We start from the raw sequence: 24,463 nt of genomic DNA, 5'->3' as shown, positions 1-24,463 counted from the left end.
GCGACAATGGCGGGATGACCACGCTCGACGGACGCCTCGTCCGCACCCGGGCCGAGCTGATGGACGCCTACGGGCTCGGCCTCAGCACGCTGGAGAAGTGGTACCGGGAACGGGCCGCCAACGGCCATCCGGAACCGGCCGGAACGCTCGGCGGCAAGCTGGTCTGGGACGCCGGGGAATGGGACCGCTGGTACGCCGCGCGCCGTTCGGCGCCGAAGGTCCCGCCGGGGCTGGCCGACCGCGACGCGCTCGCCGCCCGGCACGGCCTGAGCCGCCACCGCCTCAAGCGGTTGTGGGCGGACCGGGACGCCAACGGCCATCCGGAGGTCGCGCACCAGGCGGGCAAGGCCCTGTACTGGGACGCCGCCGAGTGGGACGCCTGGTACGCCGCGCTCGCCGAGCGCCGGGCGGACGGCGACCCCGACGACCTCGTCACGCTCGCCGACGCCGCCCGCATCCTCGGGCTGGCGCAGACGAGCGTCACCGTCTACCCGAAGCGCCCGCCCGCGGGCTGGCCCGAACCGGCCCGCGAGGAGCCCCTCGGCGGCGGCCGCGTCCGCCGCCTCTACCGCCGCCGCGACATCCTCGCCTACGCCGCCACCCGCAACCGCCCCTGACCCGACCTCCCCCCACAGCGGCCGACGCACGGACGGTAAGCCGCACCGCCCCGCCAGCGTGCACAGCCCCGAAGCGACCCCAGCCACCGCGCGAGTGCGTTAACTGTCCGGGGGGAAGCGAAGCCGAAGGCGAGCTTCCCCCCGGACAGATCGCGAAGCGATGCAGCACTCGCAAAGACACGGTCACGACGCGAGCCGCCAGGCGAGCGGGCTGGGCCGGGGCTCAATCAACAAAGTGCTTGAGCACCTCGGGGTTGGCGAGGGTGTCGCGGTTGGCGGCCTCGTCGACGGGGGTGCCGAGGAGGATCTTGCGGACCGGGATCTCCAGCTTCTTGCCCGACAGCGTGCGCGGGATGCCGGGGACGCCGTGGATCTCGTCGGGAACGTGCCGCGGCGACAGGGCCGAGCGCAGCGCGCTCTTGAGGCGTCCGGCGAGGTCGTCGTCCAGTTCGGCGCCCGGCACGGTCTGGACGTACAGGATCAGGCGGCCCTCGCTGCCGAGCCGCCCGGTGTCGATCACCAGGCTGTCGGCGATCTCGGGGAAGCCCTCGACGACGCGGTAGAAGTCGGAGGTGCCCATGCGGACGCCGCCGCGGTTGAGGGTCGAGTCGGACCGGCCGTAGATGACGCAGCCGCCGTCCGGGCGGATCTTGATCCAGTCGCCGTGCCGCCACACGCCGGGGTAGGTCGCGAAGTACGACTCGCGGTAGCGGGCGCCGTCGGGGTCGTTCCAGAACGAGACGGGCATCGACGGCATCGGCTCGGTGATGACCAGCTCGCCGACCTCGTCCACGAGGGGCTCGCCGTCCTCGCCGTACGCCTCGACCTTGGCGCCGAGCCCGCGGGCCTGGATGACGCCCGCGTGCAGCGGGAGCAGCGGGGTCGGCCCGAGGAACCCGGTGCACAGGTCCGTCCCGCCGGACAGGGAGCCGAGCAGCAGGTCGCGGCCGACCGCGTCGTACACCCACTCGTAGCCCTCGGGGGCAGGGGCGAGCCGGTCGATCCGACGCCGCGCAGCGCGGACAGGTCGAACTCCTCGCCGGGGCGGCGGCCCTCCTTCATCGACGCGGTGATGTAGGGGGCGCCGACGCCGAGGTACGTCGCGCCCGCGTCGGCGGCGAGCTTCCACAGGTCGAGGGGCGCGCCGTCGTACATCAGCACCGTGCATCCGGTGAGCAGGCCGCCGACGAGGTAGTTCCACATCATCCAGCCGGTCGTGGTGTACCAGCAGAACACGTCGCCGGGACCGATGTCCTGCTGGAACGAGACGGCCTTCAGGTGTTCGAGGACGACGCCGCCGTGGCCGTGCACGATCGGCTTCGGCAGCCCGGTCGTCCCGGACGAGTAGACGACCCACAGCGGGTGCTCGAACGGCACCTCCTCGAACGCGGGCTCGGCGCCCTCGACGGGGAGGTCGGCGTACGCGACGCCGCGCCGGAGCCCGGCGCCCTCGGGGGACGCGGCGGGGTCGAGGTAGGGGATCAGCACCGTGGCGTTCAGCGAGGGCAGCGCCGCCTCGATCTCGGCGACCGTCGCGGTCCGGTCGAACAGCTTGCGGTTGTAGGCGTAGCCGTCCACCGCGACCAGCACGGTCGGCTCGATCTGAGCGAACCGGTCGATCACCGCGGAGGACCCGAAGTCGGGCGAGCACGACGACCAGACCGCCCCGAGGGACGCGGTCGCCAGGAAGCAGACGAGCGCCTCGGGATGTTGGGCACGTACGCGGCGACGCGGTCGCCGGGCCCGACGCCGAGGTTCGCGAGGCCCGCGCGGACCTCCGCCACGTGCAGCGACAGCTCGCGGTACGACAGCCTGCGGTGGCCGCCCGCCTCGGAGCGGAACACGATCGCGACGTCGTCGGGCGCGGTGCCCGCGCGGCGCAGCGCGTTGGCGGCGTAGTTGAGCGTCGCGCCGGGGAACCAGCGCAGCCCGTCGACCGGGAGCGGGCCGCCCGTCCGGACGGGCCCGTCGCCGCGGTGGCCGACGACCTCGAAGTACTCCCAGATCGCGTCCCAGAACGCGTCGATCTCGGTGACCGACCATCGCCACAGCTCGTCGTACGACTCGGTCAGCACGCCCCGGTCCCACAGCCAGTGCGTGAAGTGGGTGACCCGCGCGTTGGCGACGACGTCCTCCGGCGGCGTCCACAGCGGCGCGCCCTCGGAGACCCGGTGGTCACGGGACATGTGCACTCCCCTCCTGCCGCGCCCCGAGCGCGGCGCCCCCAGCATCGAGCGCGCACCCCCGCGAACGCAACCACCCCGCCCGGCCGCGTGTGGACCGGCGCGGCGTCCGGGGGCCGGGTCCGTCAGAGGCGGGTCAGGGAGGCCGCCGCCTCGACCACCGCCGTGGTGTCCTGGAGGGTCGCGAGGACGGTGTCGGCGCCCGCGGCGCGCAGCTCGGCCTCGGTGGCGCTGCCGGTGGCGACCGCGACGATCGGCGACCCGGCGATGTGCGCGGCCTGGACGTCGCGCGGCGAGTCGGCGATGTAGACCGTGGCCGACTCGGGAACGGCGCGCCGTGCCGTTCGGCCGCGCGGGCGCGGGCGATCTCCAGCAGCGCGGCCTTGCTGTAGACGCCGGTCTCGTAGCCGCCGCTGTCGAGGTCGAGGTGGTCGGCGAGGCCGAGCGCGGTGAGCTTGAGCGTGGCGTTCGGCCGGACCGAGCCGGTCAGCACCGACTGCACGACGCCCGGGACGCGGGCGAGGGCGGCCAGCGCCTCGCGGGCCCCGGCGAGCACGCGGCCGTGCTTCTCCAGGTCGGCGCGGCGGGCCGCGAACGCGTCGGCGAGCGCGGCCATGAACGCGGGCAGGTGGTCGTCGGTGGTGACGATGTCGTTGAACGCCAGCGTCTCGAAGATGATCTCGGACTCGGTGCGGCCCGCGGTCGGCGCGAGCCGGACGAGCCCGCGGCCGGTCGTGCGCTTGAACGCCTCGGCGTAGGCGTCCCGGGTGACGCGCCCGACGTCCACCAGGGTGTGGTCGATGTTCCAGAGCACCAGGCGGTTCAGCGTCGACATCCCGTTCCCATGCAGCGTCCCGGGCCGTCCCGGCGGGGCGGCCCCGCCCCCGCCACAGGCGGCGCGGGCGCCTTCATGGTCGGCCCTGCCGGGCGCTTCCGCAACCGGGCGCCGGGCGGTCAGGCGCTCCCGCGCGGGCCCCGCGGCGCGGGGGTCGCGGACGGGGCGTCCCCGAACGTGTCGCGGGTCGTCCTCGCCTCGCCCAGCACGTCGTAGGTGACCTGGCCGCGGGCGATGGGCGCGTACGTCGCGAGGTAGGTGCGGATGGCCAGCTCGTCCCCGGCGCGGCGGGCGGCGGCCGCGCGGACCCGCACCCGGACGGTGCGGGAGTCGCCCGGCCGCAGGACCGGGAAGTGGCAGTCCACGCGGTCGCCGGCGCGGCACGACGGGTCGCTGATCGCCACGACCCGCAGGCCCTTCCCGGCGCGCGGGCCGGTCACCTGCTCGCTGCGCGCGATCAGCGACCGGACGGGGCGGCGCCCGGTGTTGCGGACCCGGAAGGTGTACTCGTACGCGCCGCCGGGCACGAGCGCCGCCGTCCCGACCGGGAGGACGGCCGCGTCGGCGTCCAGCCGCAGCCCGGACGCGGCGTGCGCGGCGTTGACCGGCCGCGACCCGGCGCCCGGCCCGCCGTCGCCGAACACCGTGACGGCCGCCACCACGGCGACGGCGAGCACGACGGCGACGCCGCCGGCGATCCCTGCCGGACGCAAACCCCTGCTCCCCCGATTGACCAGCTTTGCCTGTTTTGCCTGTTTTGCCTGGTCAATAAGGTTATGCGAGGTTCGCCGCCGGTCAGCCGCCCATGTGCGGGTAGCGGTAGTCGGTCGCCGGGACGAACGTCTCCTTCATCGACCGGACGTTCACCCAGCGGGTCAGGTTGAAGATCGACCCGGCCTTGTCGTTCGTCCCGGACGCGCGGGCCCCGCCGAACGGCTGCTGGCCGACCACGGCCCCGGTCGGCTTGTCGTTGACGTAGAAGTTGCCCGCCGCGAACCGCAGCCGGTCCGCCGCCTCGGCGATCGCGGCCCGGTCCCGGGCCACGACCGCGCCGGTCAGGCCGTACGGCGCGGCGCCCTCCATCTGGGCGAGCATCGCGTCGTAGTCGGCGTCGTCGTAGACCAGCACGCCGAGGATCGGGCCGAAGTACTCGGTCGTGAAGATCTCGTCCTCGGGGTCGGACGACTCCAGCACGGTCGGCCGCACGAACCAGCCCCGCTCGTCGTCGGTGCCGCCCCCGGCGAGGATCCGGATCGAGTCGAGCGCCCCGGCCCGTTCGATCGCGGCCTTGTTCTTGGCGTACGCCCGGCCGTCGATCAGCGCGCCCATGAACGCCGACAGGTCGGCCGCGACGTCGCCCATGGTGAGGGCCTCGACCTCGTCGCAGAGGTCGTCGCGGATCCGGTCCCAGACCGAGCGCGGGATGTAGGCGCGGGACGCGGCCGAGCACTTCTGGCCCTGGTACTCGAACGCGCCGCGGATGAGGACGGTCTTCAGCACGGCCGGGTCGGCGGACGGGTGCGCGACGACGAAGTCCTTGCCGCCGGTCTCGCCCACGATCCGCGGGTAGCCGCGGTAGCCGGAGAGGTTCTCGCCGACCGTCCGCCACAGGTGCTGGAACGTGCGGGCCGAGCCGGTGAAGTGGATCCCGGCGAGCTCGGGCGAGGTCAGCGCGGCCTGCGACACGGCCGCGCCGCTCCCGGTGACCAGGTTGATCACGCCGGGCGGCAGGCCCGCGGCCTCCAGCAGCCGCAGCGTGTGGTGCGCGGCGAGCTGCTGCGTCGGCGACGGCTTCCAGACGACCACGTTGCCCAGCAGCGCCGGGGCGGTCGGCAGGTTCCCCGCGATCGCGCTGAAGTTGAACGGCGTGATCGCCAGCACGAACCCTTCGAGCGGCCGGTACTCCATCCGGTTCCAGACGCCGGGCGAGGAGTTCGGCTGCTGGGCGTACAGGGTGCGGGCGTAGTCCACGTTGAAGCGCCAGAAGTCGATCAGCTCGCAGGCCGAGTCGATCTCCGCCTGCTGCACCGACTTGGACTGGCCGAGCATGGTCGCGGCGTTCAGCGTGGAGCGCCACGGCCCCGCCAGCAGGTCGGCGGCCCTGAGGAAGATCGCGGCCCGGTCGTCGAACGGCATCGCGCGCCAGGCCGGGGCCGCCGCGCGGGCGGCCCCGATCGCGTCGCGGACGTCGGCGGCGGTGGCCTCGCCCATCCGGCCGAGCACGTGGCCGTGGTTGTGCGGCTCCACCACCTCGACCGGGTCGCCGCCGCCGAGCCGCCGCTCGCCGCCGATCGTCATGGTCAGCTCGGTCTCGGCCCCGCCGAGCTCCTTGATCCTCGCTTCGAGCGCGGTCCGCTCGCCGCTGCCCGGGGCGTACGTCCTCACCGCCTCGTTCACCGGAACCGGCACGGTGGTGACGGCGTCCATAGTGCTCGCTCCCTCGGATCCGACCTCGTCGACCGTCGTTGACACGGTGCCGGAGATCTACCCCGCCGTCCGCTTCCGATGCGTGGACGGGGTCAGAGGGCGAGGCCGGCGAGCTCCTGCGTGGCGTACCAGAGCAGCTCGTGGCCCTCCGCGCCGTCCACCGTGAACCGGGCGTCCTCGTCGCCCGCGTCGGCGGCGGCGAGGGCCAGCGCGGCGGCCCGCACGTCGACGGCGGCGGCCTCGTCGTCCACGTGGCCGGACGCGATCCGCTTCCACGGGACGGGCTCGGTGACCTCGGCGAGCGCGCGCTCGCCGTCGCCGCCGACGGCGGCGTCGCCGGACGCCCAGCGGACGGCGGCGTCGGGCATCTCGGCGGCCAGCACCACCCGGCGCGGCCCGGCGTCCGCCGCGGGCCCGCCCGGTGCGGCGAGGTCGGCCGCGAGCAGGCGGAGGGAGGCGCGGGCGGCGGCGGTCATCGCCGCGTACTCCAGCTCTTCGAGGTCGCCCCCGGCGTACCACTCGCGCAGCGCCGGGGTCACGGCGTAGGCGCGCAGCGGCGCGGGCCCGGCCTCGCGGGCGGCGAGGACGGCGGCGAGCCCGGCGGGCGTGGACGGCAGGTAGACGCGCATGACGGTGAGCCAGTCTGCCAGACCCGCCGGGACCGCCGGGGCCCGGCTCGCCCGTACCGCGGAGGGACGGCAGGGCCGGGGGCGCCCGGCGCGGAGGGACGGGGGCGGGGGTGACCGGACGGTCAGGGCAGGAGCTTCAGGTCGCGGAGGGCGGCGACGGTGGCGTCCGCGTCGCGGTGGAGGATCCCGCGCATGCCGAGGGCCTCGGCCGCGGTGATGTTGTGCTCGATGTCGTCGATGAAGACGCACTCCTCGGGGGCGAGGCCGAGCAGCCCGACGGCGTGCCAGAAGATCCGCTCGTCGGGCTTGCGCATCCCGACCTCGCAGGAGATCACGACGTGGTCGAACAGGTCCGCGAACAGGTCGCGCGGGTACTGGTTGCCCCACGAGTTCGACAGCAGCGCGGTGAGGGCCCCGGCGGACCGGGCGGCGCGCAGCGCGTCGTACATCGGCTGGACGGGCGCGAACGCGTGGAACATCCGGTCGATCAGCCCGGCGGCGGGCACCGGGCCGCCGTCCACGGTGACGAGCTCGGCGGCGAGGAGCCGTTCGAACTCGGCGGGTTCGAGGGTGCCGTCCTCCAGGCCGTGGATCGGGCTGACGCCGCCGCCGCTGTACGAGCGCTTCACCCACCCCGCATGACCGTGCGGTAGCGGTCCGCGTCGATCCCGTCGGCGGCCAGCCAGACGGCGACGGCCTCGTTCAGCGGGGAGGTCAGCACGCCGCCCCAGTCGGTGATCACAGCTTTGACGCTCACGGGCCGATGGTAGGCGATCCCGGCGACCGCAACCGAACGGCGTTCTGCCAGACTGGCGGCATGGACTTCGAACCGAGCCCGAAAGCGCGGGAGTACCAGCGGAGACTGCTGGAGTTCATGGACGAGCGCGTGTACCCGGCCGAGCCGGTCTACGCCGCCTGGCGGGCCGCGAACGACCCGCACGCCCTCCCGCCCGTCGTCGAGGAGCTCAAGGCCGAGGCCCGCCGGCGCGGCCTGTGGAACCTGTTCCTCCCCGACCTGTCCGGGCTGTCGAACGTGGAGTACGCGACGCTCGCCGAGCTGACGGGCCGTTCGCCGGACCTGGCGCCCGAGGCCGTCAACTGCGCGGCGCCCGACACCGGGAACATGGAAGTCCTGCACATGTTCGGCACCGAGGAGCAGAAGCGGACCTGGCTGGAGCCGCTGCTGAACGGCGAGATCCGGTCGGCGTTCGCGATGACCGAGCCGGAGGTGGCCTCGTCCGACGCCACCAACATCACCACCTCGATCGTCCGGGACGGCGACGAGTACGTGGTCAACGGCCGCAAGTGGTTCATCACCGGCGCCGCCGACGAGCGCTGCAAGATCTTCATCGTGATGGGCAAGACCGACCCGGACGGGCCCGCGCACCGGCAGCAGTCGCAGGTCCTGGTCCCCCGCGACGCGCCCGGCGTGACGGTGCTGCGGCACCTGCCCGTCTTCGGCTACCAGGACCAGCACGGCCACTCGGAGATCCTCTTCGAGGACGTCCGGGTGCCGGCGGCCAACCTGATCGCCGGGGAGGGCGACGGGTTCATGATCGCCCAGGCCCGGCTCGGGCCCGGCCGCATCCACCACTGCATGCGGGCGCTCGGGATGGCCGAGCGGGCGCTGGAGCTGATGTGCGAACGGGCCGCGTCGCGCGTCGCGTTCGGTCGGCCGCTGGCCGAGCAGGGCGTGGTCCGCCAGCAGATCGCCGAGTCGCGGATGGCGATCGAGCAGGCCCGGCTGCTGACCCTCAAGACCGCCTGGCTGATCGACCAGCACGGCGCCAAGGGCGCCCGCTCGGAGATCGCCGCGATCAAGGTGGTCGTGCCGCGGATCACCCACGAGGTGCTCGACCGCGCCATCCAGGTGCACGGCGGGGCGGGCGTCTCCGACGACACCCCGCTCGCCTCGATGTACGCGTGGGTGCGCGCCATGCGGATCTTCGACGGCCCCGACGAGGTGCACGTCAGGACCGTCGCCCGGCAGGAGCTGCGCCCGTACGAGCGCCGCTGACCGCCCGCCCGGCCCGCGATCCGTGACCATGCGACCGGTGCGGGGACGATCGCATGATCACGGGTGGCCGGCGGGCGACCGCGGCGGGCCGGGAAAGTCGGGCCGTCGTACGGCCCGGCCGCGCCGCGGGGTCGGGGACCGTCCCCCGGCGTGAAGGGAACGGGCCAACGGGTTCCAGGTCGGTCGTCGGTCGGTCGTCGGTCGGTCGTCGGTCAGGCCGAACGGAGCCGTTGCAGCGCCTCCCGAACGCCGCCGTCGGTCTCCTCCAGCAGGGTGGTGGCGCGCGCGGCGGGCACCTCGCCGAGCAGCGACACCAGCGCGACGCGGGTGTTCCCGGCCGCTTCGGCGAGCGCGTTCTCGCAGGTCCGGGCGTCCATGCCGGTCGCCTCGGTGAGGATGCGCACCAGCCGGGCGCGCAGCTTGGAGTTGAGGGCGTTGACGCTGACCATCAGGTTGGAGTAGGTGCGCCCATCCTGATCATCAGCGTGGTCGAGAACGAGTTGAGCACCAGCTTGGTCGCGGTGCCCGCCTTCATCCGGGTGGAGCCGCTGATCACCTCGGGCCCGGTGGCGAGCCCGATGTGCACCTCCACCTCGTCCCCGTACGGCGTGTGCGGGTTGCAGCTGATCAGCGCGGTGCGGGCGCCGCCCGCGGCGGCGGCGCGCAGCGCGCCGACCACGTAGGGGGTGCGGCCGCTCGCGGCGATGCCGATCGCCACGTCGCCCGGCGCCACCTCGGCGGCGTCGCGGGCGCCGAGCTCGGTGTCGTCCTCGACCTCCGAGACGGCCTGGGACAGCGCGCCGAAGCCGCCCGCGTGGTGGGCGACCACCCGGCCCCAGATGCCGAACGTGGGCGGCAGCTCGGCGGCGTCCAGCACCGCGAGCCTGCCCGAGGTCCCGGCCCCGAAGTAGTGCACCCGCCCGCCGCCGCGCAGCGAGGCGACGGCGAGGTCGACCAGCTCCGCGATCTCCGGCAGGACGGCCGCCACCACCATCGGCACGGTGGCGTCCTCGCTGTTGATGCGGCGGAGCACCTCCAGGGTGGGAAGCGTGTCGACGTCGAGGGTCCGCGGGTTGCGGCCCTCCGTGGGGAGCTCAGTGTCGATCACCGGCGCCTCCGGTCCGGTCGCATGGTCCGTCCGCGGACGGCCTCGAACGTGGCCTCCAGGGCCTTGCGGGTCGGCCCGTACGTGCGCTGCGCCACTCCGACGAACACGCAGTCGACCACGGTCAGCTGCGCGAGCCGGCTGGCGGTCGCGCCGGACCTGAACGTGGTCTCCCGCGCCGCCGTCGTCAGGATGAGGTCCGCGACCTCGGCGATGGGCGACTTGGGGAAATTGGTCAGAGCTACCGTCTTCACCCCCCTGCTCTTGGCGACTTCGAGCGCGTCGATGGTCTCCATCGTCGCGCCGGTGTGCGAGATGCCGAGCGCCACGTCGCCGCTGCCCAGCACCGCCGCGCTGGTCAGCATGATGTGGGCGTCCGACCAGGCCGAGCAGACCCTGCCGATGCGGTGCAGTTTCTGCTGGAAGTCCGCGGCGACGAACGCGCTGGCGCCGACACCGTAGACGTCGACCCGGTCGGCCGCCACGACGGCGTCCACGACCTGTTCGAGCATCTTGATGTCGAGCTGGGCCGCGGTCTCCTCCACGGCCCGCGCGTCGGCGAAGCACACCTTCTCCACGATCTGTTCGAGAGAGTCGTCGGGACTGATGTCGCTGCCGATGACCCGGCCGCCGGTCGCGCTCTGCGCTCGGCCCGCCTCGGTGGCGAGGGTCAGCCGCAGTTCTGGATACCCATGAAACCCGATCGCCCGGCAGAACCTGATGACGGTGGTCTCGGAGGTGCCACAGGTCTGGGCGAGTTCGGTGATGGTGGAGTTGGCGACCCCCTCGGGGTCGTCGATGACGCGTTGAGCGACACGTCGCTCTGCGGGGGCAGTGAAGGCAGGAGTGAGCGCACCCGTACCACGGTGCTCAGCGGCGTCGCCTCCTTGGGCGCCGCGTCGCCCGCGGGTGCCTGCGGCTCCCCTGTGCTCCCCGGCTCGGGGCCGGTGGGTTTCCTCATGGAAGAAATTTTCTTACTTCGAGGATGTCACGTCAACGGTAGAAAAGGCTACGGTCGCCATGTGTTGACCCATTTGGCCGGTCCGTACGTGGTCGGTATCGACGCGGGTGGCACGAAGACCCGCTGTGTCGTACTGACGCTCGGGGGAGCCCTGGCCGGAACCGGCACCGGCCCAGGGGCCAACCCCAACTCCGGCGGCGACACCGCGGGAGCTCTGACCACCGCGCTGCGGGAGGCCCTGGGTGACGTGGACCGTTCCCACGTCCTCACCGGGGTCTTCGGGATCGCCGGCGCCGGCTCGGCGGGACGCCCCGCCGCCGTCGCGGGCGCCCGGAGCGCCTGGCACGCCGTGGGGCTGCGCGGCTCGCCCGCCGTCGTGACCGACATCGCGGTGGCGTTCGCCGCGGGTACCAGCGCCCCCAAGGGCATCGTGGTGTTCTCCGGCACCGGGGCCGGGGCCGCCGTCATCAACGACGGGACCATCGTCCAGCGCGCCGACGGCTACGGCTGGCTCGTCGGCGACGAGGGATCGGCGGTCTGGCTCGGCCGCGAGGCCGTCCGGGCGGCGCTCGCCGCCTACGACGGCCGCGGCTCCCCGACCCTGCTGACCGAGTCGGTGCCGCGCGCGCTGCTCGGAGGCAGCGCCGTCCGCAACCAGGAGCCCTCGGCGCGCCGCCCCCGCCACCACCGGGCGCTGGCCTTGGCCGGCGCCCCTTCGCTGGCCTCCGGCGGCGCGCAGGGCGGCGGCGGGACGGGCACCGCGCTCCTGGTGGCGGACGACCCGTCCGGCGAGCCCGCCCACCACCCGCGGCCGGGCCCCCCGCCGAACCCGCAGCTCGCCCAGGCGATCATCAAGGAGGTGTACGGCCGCCCGCCGGCGGCACTCGGCCGGCTCGGGCCGGTCGTCGCCGCCGCCGCGGCCTCGGGTGATCCGGTCGCCCGGCGCATCACCGAGGAGGCCGCCGAGTGGCTGCTGCGCGACGTTGACGCGGTGCGCCCGGCCCTCTCGGACCCGTACGCGCCCGTCGTGATGCACGGCTCCGTCCTGCGCGACGGGCCCGTGGCCGACGCCGTGCGGTCCGGGCTGAGCGAACGGTTCGGCGCCGCGCCGCGCCGGGCCGGCGACGGCGCGATCGGCGCGGCCGGCCTCGCCCTGCGCCGCCTCGGCTTCCCCCTCCCCGACTGACGCCTCCCGGCCCCGTGCCGCCGTCCCGCGGCGTGCCCCCTGAGGACCGCTCCCGCCCCTCCATGGCCGTGCCCGGTCCCCGGACGGCACGCCGCTGCCCAACGCCGGGCGAGCGAGGGGTCACGGGTGCTTTGCCCCTGGGGTGGCCGGTCGACATCCCCGGGCGCAGCGGCTACCGTCGGCGGGTCAGATCACGAGCAAGTAACGACGACCACGTCGGGGGCCTGGTCCAGTGCGTGCCACACGTCCACTCGCGCTCGCCGCCGCGGCGGCGCTGCTCGCCGGCTGCGGCGGCGGCGCCGGGGACGGGCGGGACGGGCCCGGCGGCGCGTCGCGCGGGTCGGCGAGCCCGGCCGCGCCGCGGTCCGGCGGCGCCTGGATCCCCGGCTTCCTCGCCGACATGAGCCTGGAGGAGAAGGTCGGGCAGCTCTTCGTGCCCGCGTTCTCCGGCCGCGCGGACGCCGACCGGATGATCGGCAAGTACCACGTGGGCGGGCTGATCTACTTCCCCGCCGACCTCAGCACGCCCGCCCGCACGGCCGCGCAGTCCAACCGGTTCCAGCGCGCGTCCAAGATCCCGCTGCTGCTCGGGGTGGACGAGGAGCAGGGCCTGGTGTCCCGGACGCCGTTCGTCACCCGCTTCCCCGGCAACATGGCGCTCGGCGCGACCGGCCGCCCGGACGACGCCCGCGACCAGGCCCGGGTCACGGGCTCGGAGCTGCGCGCCGTCGGGATCAACCAGGACTACGCGCCGGTCGCCGACGTCAACGTGGACCCGCGCAACCCGGTGATCGGCGTCCGGTCGTTCGGCTCGGACCCGGCGCTCGTATCGCGGATGCTCCAGGCGGCGATCGGCGGCTACCAGTCCGCGGGCGTCGCGGCGACCGCCAAGCACTTCCCGGGGCACGGCGACACGAGCACCGACAGCCACACCGGCCTGCCCGTGATCGACCACACCCGGGCCCAGTGGGAACGGATCGACGCGCCGCCGTTCAAGGCCGCGATCGCGTCCGGCGTGGACGCGATCATGTCGGCGCACATCGTCGTGCCGAGGCTCGACCGCTCCGGCGACCCGTCCACGCTGTCGAAGACCGTGCTGACCGGGCTGCTCCGCCGCGACCTCGGCTACCAGGGCGTGATCGTCACCGACTCGCTCCAGATGGCCGGGGCCCGCGAGAAGTACGGCGACTCGGCCACCCCGGTCCGGGCGGTCAACGCGGGCGCCGACCAGCTCCTCATGCCGCCGAGCCTGCCCCGCGCGTACAAGGCCGTGCTGAAGGCGGCCCGTTCCGGCAAGATCCCGGCGAAGCGGATCGACGAGGCCGTCACGCGGATCCTGCGGCTCAAGGAGGCGCGCGGCCTGTTCCGCGACGCCCGCGCCGACCCGAAGCGGGCCGCGGCGGCCATCGGCACCGGCGCGAGCAAGGCGACCGCCCGCCGCGTCGCCGAGCACGCCGTCACGCTCGTCCGCAACGACCGCGACCTGCTGCCGCTCAAGGGCAAGAAGGTCTACGTCAGCGGCCCGAAGAGCGACGTGCTCACCTCGGCCCTGCGCCGCCAGGGCGTCCGCACGACCTCGCTCGGGGCCGCCGACGTGGCCGTCCTGACGACCGTCAACGCGGGCTCGGCGACCGCCGCCCGCGTCCGCTCCCTCGGCGCGAAGCCGGTCGTCGTGGCCGCCCTCGGCCGCCCGTACGACCTGGACCGCGCCGCCGGGGCCGCCGCGTCCCTCGCCGCGTACTCGTCGAGCGCGGTCTCGGTGAAGGCGCTCGCCAGGGTGCTCACCGGCCGGGTGAAGCCCACCGGCAAGCTCCCGGTCCGAGCCGGAGGCGAGCCGGTGGGCCACGGCCTCACCTACAAGTAGCGACCGGCGGCGCGGAACGCCACGACGCCGAACGGCCTCAGAGCCCCAGGGACGTCAGGGCCGTCAGGTGGGTCCTGGCCGCCTCGCGGGCGGCGTGCGGGGCGCGGGCGGCCCGCGCCGCGGCGGCGGCCTGGCGGCACTCGTCCAGGGTGTGGCGGGACAGGGCCGCGCGGACGAGCGGCAGCGACGGCGCGCCCATCGACAGGGACGTGACGCCGAGGCCCACGAGCACGCAGGCCAGCGCCGGGTCGCCCGCGGCCTCGCCGCACACGCCGCAGGGCACGCCCGCGCTCGCGGCGATCGCGACCAGGTCCAGCACGGCGGGCTGCCAGGGGTCCTGGAAGTCCGCGAGCCCGCCGATCTGCCGGTCGGCGGCGCAGGTGTACTGGGTCAGGTCGTTCGTGCCGAGGCTGAAGAACTCGACCTCGGCGGCCAGGTCGCGGGCGCGCAGCGCGGCCGCCGGGACCTCGATCATGACGCCGGGGTGGTCGATGCCCGCCGCGCCGCAGGCCGCCGCGAAGTAGGCCGCCTCCTCCGCGTCGGTGACCATGGGCGCCATCACCTGGAGCTTGGCCGAACGGCCCGACGCGGCACGGGCGAGGGCCGCGAGCTGGGCGTCCAGGACGTCCTCGTGGCGGCGCAGCATCCGCAGGCCGCGCTCGCCGAGGGCCGGGTTGGGCTCCTCGGAGGGGGCGGCAGGAAGGCGAGGGGCTTGTCGGCGCCCGCGTCGAGGGTGCGGACCACGACCCGGCCGTGCGGGAACGCGTCGAGCACCGCGCGGTACGCCTCCTCCTGCTCGGCGTCCGAGGGGGGCGTCGAACGGTCGAGGAACAGGAACTCGGTGCGGTAGAGCCCGACGCCCTCGGCGCCGTTGGCGACGGCGGCGTCCACGTCCTTCGGGCCGCCGACGTTGGCGAGCAGCGGGACCCGGTGGCCGTCCCGCGTCGCGCCGGGGCCGGTCGTCTCCGCGACGAGCGACGCGCGCGCGGCGGCGGCGTCGCGGGCGGCCTCGACCTCGGCGGCGGACGGGCCGACCGTGACCGTTCCGGCGGCGCCGTCCACGAGGACGAGCGTGCCCTCGGTCAGGGCCGTCGCGCCCGGCAGCGCCACCACGGCGGGCACGCCCATGGTGCGGGCGATGATCGCCGTGTGGCTCGTCGGGCCGCCCTCCTCGGTGACGAACGCCAGCACGTGCGACGGGTCGAGCACGGCGGTGTCGGCGGGCGCCAGGTCCCGCGCGACCAGCACGAACGGCTCGTCGGACTCGGGCACGCCCGGCACCGGCAGGCCGAGCAGCCGGGCCACGGCGCGGTCGCGGATGTCGTCGAGGTCGGTGACGCGGGCCGCGAGGTACTCCCCCGCTCCGGCCAGCATCTCCCGGTAGACGCCGAACGCCTCGAACACCGCGCGCGGCGCCGCGACGCCCGCCTCGACCTTGGCGCCGACGCCGTCGGCGAGGCCCGGGTCGCGGGCCATCAGCGCCTGGGCGTTCAGCACGTCCTGCCCGTCCTTGTTGCCGATCTCGGCGGCGCGGGCGCCCCGCGCCTCCAGGTCCTCGGCGACGGCGGCGAGCGCGTCCAGCGCGATGCGCTTCTCGGCCTCGGCGTCGCCCGCGTGGCGGGCGCCCGCGGTCGGCTCGGGCACGGCCCCGGCGACGGTCCGGACGGGGCCGGAGCCCACACCCGGGCTGACGCCGGCGCCGCGCAGGACCTCAGGCACCTTCCGGCTCCGTGAGCAGCGCCTCCAGCTCGTCCAGCAGCGCGTCGGCGCCGGGGCCCTCGGCGGAGAGCACGACCTCCTCGCCGTGCCGGGCGTCCAGGCCGAGCACCGCGAGGATGCTCTTGGCGTTGACGGGGTCCTTGCCCGGCTTGCCCACCGTGACGTCCATCGGGGCCTTGGCCGCGGTCTGCACGAACAGCGCGGCCGGCCGCGCGTGCAGCCCCACCTTGGACTCGATCTTGACGTTGCGCTCGGTCACTGCCACTCCTCGATTCACCGTCCCCGAACACCCGCAGCGCGGGGCCCGGCACCACGTTCACTTCCTTCAGGTCGGCCACCACCCGGTCGGCGGCGGACAGCGCCCCCGCCGGCAGGGTGGTGGCCACTGCGACGCAGGTCATACCCGCCGCCTTCACGGCGGCCACTCCGGCGGGCGCGTCCTCGAACGCGACCGCCTCGGCGGGCGGGACGCCGAGCGCCCCGGCCGCCGCGAGGTAGCCCTCCGGGTGCGGCTTGCCGACGGCCACGTCGCCGGCCGTCACCACCACGTCCAGCAGGCTCCGCACGCCGAGCCCGCCCAGCAGGCCCTCGGCGTACGGGCGCAGGCCCGAGGTCACGACGGCGAGCGGGACGCCCGCCTCGTGCAGCGACCTGACCAGCTCCACCGCTCCCGGCACGGGCGCGTCGGGCGGCAGGCCCGGGTCCGTGCCGTACGACAGGACCTGCTCGAACAGCTCCTCGACGGTGCCGCCGGGGAACAGGTGGAGCAGCTCGGCCAGCACCTCGGCGCCGCGCCGCCCCGCGAACGAGGCGATCAGCTCCTCGTCCCACGGGACGCCGTGCGCCGCGAACAGCCGGGCCCACATCACCCGGTTGCGCGGCTCGGTGTCGATCAGCGTGCCGTCCAGGTCGAACACCGCCGCGCGCAGCGGCAGCTCCTCCCCGTCCGGACCGCGTCCCGGCCCGTCGCCCGGAGTCAGTGCCATGTGAAGAGCTCGGCCCCTTCGTCACCTCGCCGGACTCCGCGACGTCGGACAGCGCGTCGGCGCCCGCGTCGAGGGCGACGATCGCGCACACCGGCGAACGGCCGCCCGCCTCGATCCGGTCGGGGTCCCAGCCGACGAGCGGGTCGCCCGCGCTCACCCGGTCGCCCTCGGCGGCGAGCAGCTCGAAGCCCTCGCCCTTGAGCTGGACGGTGTCGACGCCGAGGTGGACGAGCACGCCGTGCCCCTCGGAGTCGACCACGACGTACGCGTGCGGATGCATCTTGACGATCGTCCCGGTGACCGGCGCGATCGCCTGGCCGGGACCGCGCTCGGGGTCCACGGCCGTGCCCGGGCCCACCATGGCCTGGGCGAAGACCGGGTCGGGCACGCCGGCGAGGCCGACGACCTTGCCGCTGACCGGCGACAGTACTCGCGTCATTGCGTCAGGCCCCCAGGCTCAGTCGAGGATGTCCTCGATGTCGGTGGCGATGGTGTCGGCCTCCGGGCCGACGACGACCTGGACGACCGTGCCGCTGCGCATCACGCCGAACGCGCCCGCCGCCTTCAGGGCGGCCTCGTTCACCTGGCCGCCGTCCTTGACCTCGGTGCGCAGCCGGGTCGCGCACGGCTCGATGTCGACGATGTTGTCGGCGCCGCCGAGCGCGGCGACGATGGCCTCCGCCTTGTCCATGTGGTGCTCCTAATCCGTCTGGGTGACCTTGTTCAGGCCGCGGGGGACGTCGGGGTCGACGCCGAGCCTGCGGGCCAGATTCTCGACCAGGATCTGGCCGGGGACGATGAGGCCGAGCGGGGCGACCCACTCGGGCAGGGCCGGTCCGGGCAGCGCGGCCGAGCACGCCTCGGCGAGCCCGGCGCCGCCGCCGATGCCGTACGCGTTCGCGCCCGCGCTCCGGACCCGGTGGGCGAGCGCGACCGTGCCCGGCAGGGTCGGGCCGGAGTCGGCCGCGACCAGCAGCGCCGGGGTCTGCGCGTCCACGACCGCGATCGGGCCGTGCAGCAGGTCGGCGTACGACAGGCCCATGGCGTGCAGGTAGCACGCCTCCTTGATCTTCAGCGCCAGCTCCAGCGCGGTGCCGAACGCGATGCCGCGCCCCGACACGACCGCGCCGGGGACGGCCGCGAGGTCCTCGACGATCGCGGGCAGCGCGCCCGCCGCCTCGGTGAGCCCGATCAGCCGCGCGACCTCGTCCGGGACGCGGCGCAGGTCGGCGGCGTCCGCGTCCGCGCCGAGCCCGAGGCCGAGCACCGACAGCGCGGCGAGCTGGGTGGTGTAGGTCTTGGTGGCGGGCACGGCCAGCTCGTCGCCGGCCTCGGTGACCAGCGCGACCTCGGCCGACTCGGCGAGCGGCGACGCGGCGCCGTTGGTGACGGCGACCGTGCGGGCGCCGCAGTCCCGGGCCCAGTCGAGCGTCTCGACGATCTCCTCGGTCTTGCCCGACTGGCTGATCGCGACCGCGAGCACGCCCGACAGGTCGAGCCTGCGCCGGTACGTCGTCGCGATCGACGGCGCGGCGAGCGTGGCGAGCCGCCCGGTGTGCGACTCGACCAGGTAGCGGCCGTAGACGGCGGCGTTGTCGGACGAGCCGCGCGCGATGAACAGCACCTGCCGGGTGCCGCGCGCGAGCCGCTCCACGTCGGGCACGCGCGGCAGCAGCGCCTCGATCGTCCGGTCCAGCGCCTCGGGCTGCTGCCCGATCTCGGCCCGCATCCGCGAGGTCGAGCCCCCGGCATCGGCCGGACGGTCACTCGGCGTGGTCATGATCCCCCTTCGAAGACGTTCTGCCCGCCGACCCACGTCGTACGCGCGCGGTGGTCGGGCCCGAGCCAGACCAGGTCGGCGGCGGCGCCGGGCGCGATCCGCCCGAGGTCCGGCCGGCCGATCAGGTCGGCGGGTACGCGGGTGGCGGCGTCGACCGCGTCGGCGAGCCCGACGCCGATCCGCACCGCGTTGCCGATCGCCTCGTCCAGCCGCAGGCCCGATCCGGCGAGCGTGCCGTCGGCGCGCAGCGGCGGGCCCTGCTCGGGCATGGTGATCGGCTCGCCGCCGAGCTCGTAGGTGCCGGGCGGCATCCCGGCGGACGAGGCGGCGTCGGTGACGAGCACGACCCGTCCCCCGGCGGCGCGGAACACCAGCTCGGCCACCAGCGGCGCGACGTGGTGCAGGTCGAGGATCAGGCCGGGGCTCAGCCGGGGGTCGACGAGCGCCTGCGCGGCCACGCCGGGCTCGCGGTGGTGGACGCCGCTCTGGGCGTTGAAGATGTGGGTGACCATGCGCGCGCCCGCGTCGGCGGCGGCGGCGACCCGCTCGGCGGACGCGTCGCTGTGCCCGACGCTGACGAGCACGCCGGCCTCGGTCAGGGTACGGACCGCGTCGAGCGCGCCGTTCCGCTCGGGGGCGAGGGTGACCAGCTTGACCAGGCCCGTCTCCAGCAGCGCCGCGACCGCCTCGGGGTCGGGTCGGTGAGGTGCGCGGCGTTGTGCGCGCCCTTGCGCTTCTCGGACAGGAACGGGCCTTCGAGGTGGACGCCCAGCACGCGCGTCCCGGCGGGCAGGCCCGGCAGCAGGTCGCGGGCGCGGCGCAGCGCCTCGGCCTGCGTCCGGACCGGCGCGGTGATGAACGTGGGCAGGAACGAGGTCACGCCGGTCTCAGGCAGCCGGGACACCACGGTGTGCCAGCCCGCCTCGTCGGCGTCGACCATGTCGTACCCGAAGAACCCGTTGACCTGGAGGTCGACCAGTCCGGGCGCGAGGACGCCGGTGGGCAGGTCCACGTCCGGCGGCCCGGCCGGGCGGCCCTCGCCGACCTCGGCGATCACGCCGTCCTCGACTCGGACGTATCCCGGGGAGAGTACGCGGGTAGGACCGTCCGCGGGGGAAGTGATCAAGCTGTTCGCGGTGATCAGAAGCGATGCCATGGGTGCGCACTCTCCGTGACGTCGTGGCCACAGGTCACCGTCTCCGGCGACTGGTCTAGTCCGGACTAGACCAGTCTGCACCATACACAACGAATCAGGTAGAGCGAAGACGTCGGCCCGAACTTCCCCGTTCGGGCCCTTCGGGGGAGGTCATCCGCTCATGGGTTCCACGGCCGCCGCGACCGGCGGTTCCGGCGGCGACGGCGGCTCGGGCGGCCTGTCGGGCGCCTGGACCGCGACGTTCGCCGTCCTCCAGCGCATCGGCCGCAGCCTGATGCTCCCGATCGCCGTGCTGCCCGCGGCCGGCATCCTGCTGCGCCTCGGCCAGGACGACCTGCTCGGCAAGGACGGGCTCGGCTGGGACCGCGTCGCCGAGGTGTTCGCGGCGGCGGGCGGGTCCCTGCTCGACAACCTCGCGATCCTGTTCGCGGTCGGCGTCGCCATCGGCTTCGCCAGGAAGGCCGACGGGTCCACCGCGCTCGCCGCCGTGGTCGCCTACCTGGTCTTCGACCGCGTCTCCAAGACGATGTTCGCCCACTCGTCCGAGCTGAAGGGCACCGTCGTGCAGGCCGTCCGGCAGGACGACGGCAGCCTGAAGGAGATGATCGGGTACGGGCTGAAGAACCCGACCCAGGTGCTCGGCGGGATCGTGGTCGGGCTCATGGTCGCCCTGCTCTACCAGCGCTTCTACCGGATCAAGCTGCCGGCCTGGCTGGCGTTCTTCGGCGGCCGGCGGTTCGTGCCGATCGTCAGCGCCGCGTCCGCGCTGGTGCTCGGCGTGGTCTTCGGGCTGGTCTGGCCGACGCTCGGCGGGTGGATCGACTCGTTCGGCGACTGGCTGACCGGGCTCGGCGCGGTCGGCGCGGGCATCTACGGCGTCGCGAACCGGCTGCTGCTGCCGTTCGGCCTGCACCACATCCTCAACTCGCTGATCTGGTTCGTCTTCGGCTCGTACCGGGGGCCGGACGGGGTCGTGCACGGCGAGATCAACCGCTACCTCGCCGGGGACCCGCACGCCGGGAGGTTCCTGTCGGGCTTCTTCCCGGTGCTGATGTTCGGGCTGCCGGGCGCGGCGCTCGCGATCTGGCGGGCGGCCCGGCCCGAACGGCGCGGCGCGGTCGGCGGCCTGATGGTCTCGGCCGCGCTCACCGCGTTCGTCACCGGCGTGACCGAGCCGATCGAGTTCTCGTTCATGTTCGTCGCGCCGCTGCTGTACGGGCTGCACGTGGTCCTGACCGGCGTCTCGATGTACGTCCTCGCCGCGGCCGACGCGCAGCTCGGGTTCAGCTTCTCGGCGGGCCTGATCGACATGCTGCTGAACGCGACCAAGGACAACACCCGGCACCTGTGGCTGATCGTCGCGATGGGCGTGCTCTACTTCGCCGTCTACTACCTGGTCTTCTACTTCCTGATCAAGAAGCTGAACCTGCCCACGCCGGGCCGCGAGCGCGAGGACGAGCTCCCGCCCGAGGAGTCGTCCGGCCCGGCCCGCGGCGGCTGACCCCGCCCCACCCGCCACGCAAGACCGGAGCGGCCCCGTCCGGCGCGGACGAGCGGACGGGTGGACAGGCCAGGCGAGCGGAGGGGCCGCCGCGCGCGGACGGAGCGGCCCCCTTCCGGCGCGGACCGGCGGACGGCCGGGCGAGCGGACAAGCCGCCACGCGCGGCCGTCCGGGTCCGTTCCGGCGCGGGGGTCGGCCGGATGAGGTCCCGCGGGGCCCGCGAACGGGCCCTCACGGCGGCCGTCGTGACACCGTCATCGCGGGTCTGACCTGCGGATTCGTCGTACCTGGAACGTGCCGAGCCGTGATCCGGCCGTTATTCATTCGTGCATTGACACATCTTTGAGACGTGTGGTCTAGTCCGGCCTAGACCAGTATGAACCGAGTCGATCCGGCGCCCCGCCCTCCCGGCGGCGGCCGCCAGCACGGCCCCGGCCACCCGAGGACCTCCCCGTGACGACCATCGATCCGCACAGTCCGGTACCGAAGTACTTCCAGCTCCGCGCCATCCTGCTCGACCTCATCGAGAGCGCGGAACTGCCGGTCGACGCGCCCATCCCGTCGGAGCGCGAGCTCTGCGTCCGGTACGAGCTGTCCCGCATGACCGTCCGGCAGGGCGTCGACCAGCTCGTCTCCGAGGGCCGCCTGTACCGGGTGCCCGGCAAGGGGACGTTCGTCGCGCGGCCCAAGATCGAGATGCCGCTGCGCCTCGTCTCGTTCACCGAGGACATGCTCAGCCGGGGGATGCGGCCGGGCGCGATCGACCTGGACCGCCGCACCGTCCCCGCCGACGCCCGGCTCGCCCGGATCTTCGAGGTGGAGCCGGGCACGCTGATCCACATCATCGAGCGGCTGCGGACCGCCGACGGCGAGCCGATGGCCCTCGAACGCTCGCACCTCCTGGCCGCGCTGGCCCCCGACCTGCTCGACCGCCGGCTCGCCGACCGCTCCCTGTACGGCGTGCTGGAGGCGGTGTACGGGCTGGTCTTCGACGCCGGCGACCAGACCATCGACGCCACCCTCGCCGACGCGACCGACGCCCGCCACCTCCAGATCCCCCGCGGCAGCGCCGTGCTGCTGCTGCAACGCCGCTCGTACACCGGCGGCGTGTGCGCCGAGCTGGGCGTGTCGACCTACCGGGCCGACCGCTACCAGATCCACACCGCGCTCGGGAACCCTCCGACGCGCACCTGACCTGCCCGTCCGAGCCGCCGCGGCCCCTCCCCGCGCGGCTCCCGACCCCCCGACCAGCACCGCGATCCGCTACTGAAGGCGCCCCGTTCCAGCCCCGAAGCGCCTTCGACATCTCCATATCCGCACCACCGCGACGTTCGTCCGAACGTCACCCGAGGGCGCGCGGCGGCGCGGCCGGATCCCCGCTCGCGGCCGCGGCCGCGCCGCCGAACCCCCGAAGCTCTCCTGACACCTTCCGTGATCCGAGGAGGAACCCCCCTGATGAGTTCGACAACCGCAGTGGACTCCGCGCCACGCCGAGGGTCCGGCGCCCTCGCCGTGCTGCAGCGGCTCGGCCGCAGCCTGATGCTGCCGATCGCCGTCCTCCCGGCCGCCGGCCTGCTCCTGCGGCTGGGACAGCCCGATGTGCTGGGCAACGACGCCACCAAGGACCCGTGGATCAGTTTCTCGGGCGCCTCGTGGTATCCGAGCGCCGACCAGGTCGCGACGGTGTTCGGCAGCGCCGGCAGCGCGCTGTTCGACTGGATGCCGCTGCTGTTCGCGGTGGGCGTGGCGGTGGGCTTCGCCAAGAAGTCCGACGGCTCGACGGGCCTCGCGGCCGTGGTCGGCTACATGGTCTTCCACTACGTCAGCATGAACGTGTTCTTCCTGCGCTTCGACGACGACCTCAAGGCGACGATCAGCAAGGAACTCTTCGATCCGGACAACCCGGGCAAGCCGAGCATCGTGCTCGACCTGGCGAAGCAGAACCCGACGCGCGTCCTCGGCGGCATCGTCATCGGCCTGGTCACGGCCCTGCTCTACCAGCGCTTCTACCGGATCAAGCTGCCCACCTGGCTGGCGTTCTTCGGCGGCCGTCGGTTCGTGCCGATCATCACCGCGGTCACCTCGCTCGGCCTCGGCGTGGTGTTCGGCTTCGTCTGGCCGTTCCTCGGCAAGTGGCTGACCAGCTTCGGCGAGTGGATGGCCGACAACAGCACGGTCGGCGCGGGCGTCTACGGCGTGATCAACCGGTTGCTGCTGCCGCTCGGCCTGCACCACATCCCCAACAACGTGGTCTGGACGCAGATCCCCGAGTGCAACGTCGGCGGCAAGTCCTACGCCGGCGACCTCAACTGCTACCTGAACGGCGCCGACGGCGCGGGATGGTCCATGACCGGCTACTTCCCGGTCCTGATGTTCGCGCTGCCCGCCGCCGCCCTCGCCATCTGGCAGGCGGCGCCGAAGCACCGCCGCGCGGCCGTCGGCGGCATCATGCTCTCCGCCGCGGTCACCGCGTTCGTCACCGGCATCACCGAGCCGATCGAGTTCTCGTTCATCTTCATCGCGCCGGTGCTGTTCGGCGTGCACGCGGTGCTCACCGGCGTCTCGATGGCCGTCGCCGACGCGCTCAACATGAAGCTCGGCTTCAGCTTCTCCGCGGGCGGGATCGACATGTTGATCAACGGTTCGAAGGACAACACCAAGAACCTCGTCCCACTGATCATCATGGGGCTGATCTACGCGGCGATCTACTACCTGCTGTTCAGCTTCCTGATCCGCAAGCTGAACATCCCGACCCCCGGCCGGGAACCGGAGGGCGAGGACTCGGTCGCCGCCGACCCCGCCGCCTCCCCCGAACTGGCCGCGGGCGAGGGCGACAAGAAGCCGCGCCGCGGCTCGGGCGATCCCGAGGCGGCCAAGTCGAGCGGCTAGCCCCCGCCGCGCGCCGCCCCGCCCGGCGGGCGGCGCGCGGGCGCGGCGGCCCCGGCCGCCGCGCGCCCCGGCCCCAGGGTCTGTCCGGCGGTTCCCGTTCGCCGCGCAGCCGATCGAAGATCCACCGGACGGGCACCAGACCCCGGCCGGCCGTCTCTGGCGCGGCGGCCGGCCCTCCAAGGACCTCCCGACCTCCCCGGAAGGTCCGCCCGGCGAGCCCCCCTCCTCCCCACCCTCCGGGGGACTCGCCCACCCGGCGGCGGGGCGTCCTCCCAGACGCCCCGCCGCCCCTTTTCGTCGTAAGTCGGGACGCGGGAAACCGGGGGCGCGAGGCGGGACGCGGGACGCGGAAAACGGGGGGCGAGAGGCGGGAAACGGGAGGCGCGAAGCGGGAGGCGGGAAACGGGAGGCGGAAGGCGCGGGGCGCGAGGCGCGGGAAACGGGAAGCGGGAGGCGCGGGACGCGAGGCGCGAGGCGGGACGCGGGACGCGGGACGCGGGACGCGTGCGGTCAGCGGCGCACCCGCCGGACCGACCGACCGCCCACATGCCGGATGATGCCCAGGCGTCCGGCCGCTTTCCTCTCCGCGCGTCGCCTCGGTGCAACC

Annotated in this window: 16 protein-coding genes and 8 pseudogenes; 7 read left to right on the top strand and 17 right to left on the bottom strand. The window is 74.3% G+C overall.

All coding sequences use genetic code 11. The annotated features are described in order from the left end of the window. Positions 1 to 14 precede the first annotated feature (14 nt). Positions 15 to 617 (top strand): hypothetical protein, encoded by a 603-nt coding sequence (locus GEV43_RS20460; protein WP_160822042.1) that lies wholly within the window; start codon positions 15 to 17, stop codon positions 615 to 617. A 223-nt stretch (positions 618 to 840) separates the two neighbouring features. On the opposite strand, the pseudogene GEV43_RS20455 reads toward GEV43_RS20460, so the two are convergent. From GEV43_RS20455 to GEV43_RS20430, 7 genes and pseudogenes are all read right to left on the bottom strand, one after another. Beyond that, positions 841 to 2,803 (bottom strand): annotated as a pseudogene (locus GEV43_RS20455) (acetoacetate--CoA ligase). Positions 2,804 to 2,925: 122 nt separating this feature from the next. After that, positions 2,926 to 3,105, bottom strand: coding sequence for an HAD hydrolase-like protein (locus GEV43_RS54975; RefSeq protein WP_309240024.1), 180 nt, complete (start codon positions 3,103 to 3,105; stop codon positions 2,926 to 2,928). An 86-nt stretch (positions 3,106 to 3,191) separates the two neighbouring features. Next, positions 3,192 to 3,635 (bottom strand): annotated as a pseudogene (locus tag GEV43_RS54970) (haloacid dehalogenase-like hydrolase); the annotation flags it as partial. A gap of 119 nt (positions 3,636 to 3,754) precedes the next feature. Continuing rightward, positions 3,755 to 4,348 carry a hypothetical protein gene (locus tag GEV43_RS20445; RefSeq protein WP_160822041.1) on the bottom strand — a complete coding sequence of 198 codons (594 nt, stop codon included), beginning with the start codon at positions 4,346 to 4,348 and terminating at the stop codon, positions 3,755 to 3,757. An 82-nt stretch (positions 4,349 to 4,430) separates the two neighbouring features. Then, complete coding sequence (gene pruA / locus GEV43_RS20440; RefSeq protein ID WP_160822040.1) at positions 4,431 to 6,062, bottom strand: L-glutamate gamma-semialdehyde dehydrogenase; 1,632 nt, start codon at positions 6,060 to 6,062, stop codon at positions 4,431 to 4,433. A 92-nt stretch (positions 6,063 to 6,154) separates the two neighbouring features. Next, on the bottom strand, positions 6,155 to 6,691 hold the full coding sequence (locus tag GEV43_RS20435) for a DUF6912 family protein (protein ID WP_160822039.1): 537 nt from the start codon (positions 6,689 to 6,691) through the stop codon (positions 6,155 to 6,157). A 122-nt stretch (positions 6,692 to 6,813) separates the two neighbouring features. After that, positions 6,814 to 7,433 (bottom strand): annotated as a pseudogene (locus GEV43_RS20430) (HAD family hydrolase). Between the two features lie 75 nt (positions 7,434 to 7,508). On the opposite strand from GEV43_RS20430, the gene GEV43_RS20425 reads away from it, so the two are divergent. After that, a complete protein-coding gene (locus GEV43_RS20425; protein ID WP_160822038.1) occupies positions 7,509 to 8,708 on the top strand; it encodes an acyl-CoA dehydrogenase family protein in 1,200 nt (399 codons plus the stop codon). A gap of 212 nt (positions 8,709 to 8,920) precedes the next feature. On the opposite strand, the pseudogene GEV43_RS20420 reads toward GEV43_RS20425, so the two are convergent. Both GEV43_RS20420 and GEV43_RS20415 read right to left on the bottom strand, forming a co-directional pair. Continuing rightward, a pseudogene (locus GEV43_RS20420) lies at positions 8,921 to 9,816 on the bottom strand (N-acetylmuramic acid 6-phosphate etherase). Next, a pseudogene (locus GEV43_RS20415) lies at positions 9,813 to 10,774 on the bottom strand (MurR/RpiR family transcriptional regulator). The pseudogenes GEV43_RS20420 and GEV43_RS20415 overlap by 4 nt, the downstream one beginning before the upstream one ends. A 61-nt stretch (positions 10,775 to 10,835) precedes the next feature. Here GEV43_RS20415 and GEV43_RS20410 point away from each other — a divergent pair. Continuing rightward, entirely contained in the window at positions 10,836 to 11,960 is a 1,125-nt protein-coding gene (locus tag GEV43_RS20410; RefSeq protein ID WP_309239742.1) for a BadF/BadG/BcrA/BcrD ATPase family protein, read from the top strand. 232 nt (positions 11,961 to 12,192) lie between these two features. Further along, a complete protein-coding gene (locus GEV43_RS20405; RefSeq protein ID WP_160822037.1) occupies positions 12,193 to 13,824 on the top strand; it encodes a glycoside hydrolase family 3 protein in 1,632 nt (543 codons plus the stop codon). 37 nt (positions 13,825 to 13,861) lie between these two features. On the opposite strand, the pseudogene ptsP reads toward GEV43_RS20405, so the two are convergent. From ptsP to GEV43_RS50595, 8 genes and pseudogenes are all read right to left on the bottom strand, one after another. After that, positions 13,862 to 15,531: pseudogene (gene ptsP, locus GEV43_RS20400) on the bottom strand (phosphoenolpyruvate--protein phosphotransferase). Between the two features lie 4 nt (positions 15,532 to 15,535). Beyond that, a complete protein-coding gene (locus GEV43_RS20395) occupies positions 15,536 to 15,802 on the bottom strand; it encodes an HPr family phosphocarrier protein (protein ID WP_160822036.1) in 267 nt (88 codons plus the stop codon). A 184-nt stretch (positions 15,803 to 15,986) separates the two neighbouring features. Beyond that, a pseudogene (locus tag GEV43_RS20390) lies at positions 15,987 to 16,409 on the bottom strand (HAD family hydrolase); the annotation flags it as partial. Between the two features lie 250 nt (positions 16,410 to 16,659). Next, positions 16,660 to 16,968 (bottom strand): annotated as a pseudogene (locus tag GEV43_RS20385) (PTS glucose transporter subunit IIA); the annotation flags it as partial. An 18-nt stretch (positions 16,969 to 16,986) separates the two neighbouring features. Beyond that, complete coding sequence (locus tag GEV43_RS20380; RefSeq protein WP_160822035.1) at positions 16,987 to 17,220, bottom strand: glucose PTS transporter subunit EIIB; 234 nt, start codon at positions 17,218 to 17,220, stop codon at positions 16,987 to 16,989. A gap of 9 nt (positions 17,221 to 17,229) precedes the next feature. After that, the gene (locus GEV43_RS20375) at positions 17,230 to 18,258 is read right to left on the bottom strand and encodes an SIS domain-containing protein (protein ID WP_160824670.1); all 1,029 of its coding nucleotides are present in this window, start codon (positions 18,256 to 18,258) and stop codon (positions 17,230 to 17,232) included. A 47-nt stretch (positions 18,259 to 18,305) separates the two neighbouring features. After that, positions 18,306 to 18,893: an amidohydrolase family protein gene (locus tag GEV43_RS50600; RefSeq protein WP_309239739.1), complete on the bottom strand. Its 588-nt coding sequence runs from the start codon at positions 18,891 to 18,893 to the stop codon at positions 18,306 to 18,308. 11 nt (positions 18,894 to 18,904) lie between these two features. After that, the gene (locus tag GEV43_RS50595; RefSeq protein WP_241682978.1) at positions 18,905 to 19,366 is read right to left on the bottom strand and encodes a hypothetical protein; all 462 of its coding nucleotides are present in this window, start codon (positions 19,364 to 19,366) and stop codon (positions 18,905 to 18,907) included. 259 nt (positions 19,367 to 19,625) lie between these two features. Here GEV43_RS50595 and GEV43_RS20365 point away from each other — a divergent pair, with 259 nt between their 5' ends. The 3 genes from GEV43_RS20365 (at position 19,626) to GEV43_RS20355 (ending at position 23,856) form a co-directional block, all read left to right on the top strand. Continuing rightward, complete coding sequence (locus GEV43_RS20365; RefSeq protein ID WP_160822034.1) at positions 19,626 to 20,966, top strand: PTS transporter subunit EIIC; 1,341 nt, start codon at positions 19,626 to 19,628, stop codon at positions 20,964 to 20,966. A gap of 454 nt (positions 20,967 to 21,420) precedes the next feature. Further along, complete coding sequence (locus GEV43_RS20360) at positions 21,421 to 22,161, top strand: GntR family transcriptional regulator (protein ID WP_160822033.1); 741 nt, start codon at positions 21,421 to 21,423, stop codon at positions 22,159 to 22,161. A gap of 261 nt (positions 22,162 to 22,422) precedes the next feature. Continuing rightward, on the top strand, positions 22,423 to 23,856 hold the full coding sequence (locus GEV43_RS20355) for a PTS transporter subunit EIIC (RefSeq protein ID WP_160822032.1): 1,434 nt from the start codon (positions 22,423 to 22,425) through the stop codon (positions 23,854 to 23,856). Positions 23,857 to 24,463 lie beyond the last annotated feature (607 nt).

It is taken from the genome of Actinomadura sp. J1-007 (assembly GCF_009793335.1).
Lineage (GTDB): Bacteria > Actinomycetota > Actinomycetes > Streptosporangiales > Streptosporangiaceae > Spirillospora > Spirillospora yumaensis.
This window is presented reverse-complemented; position numbering and strand designations above follow the sequence as displayed.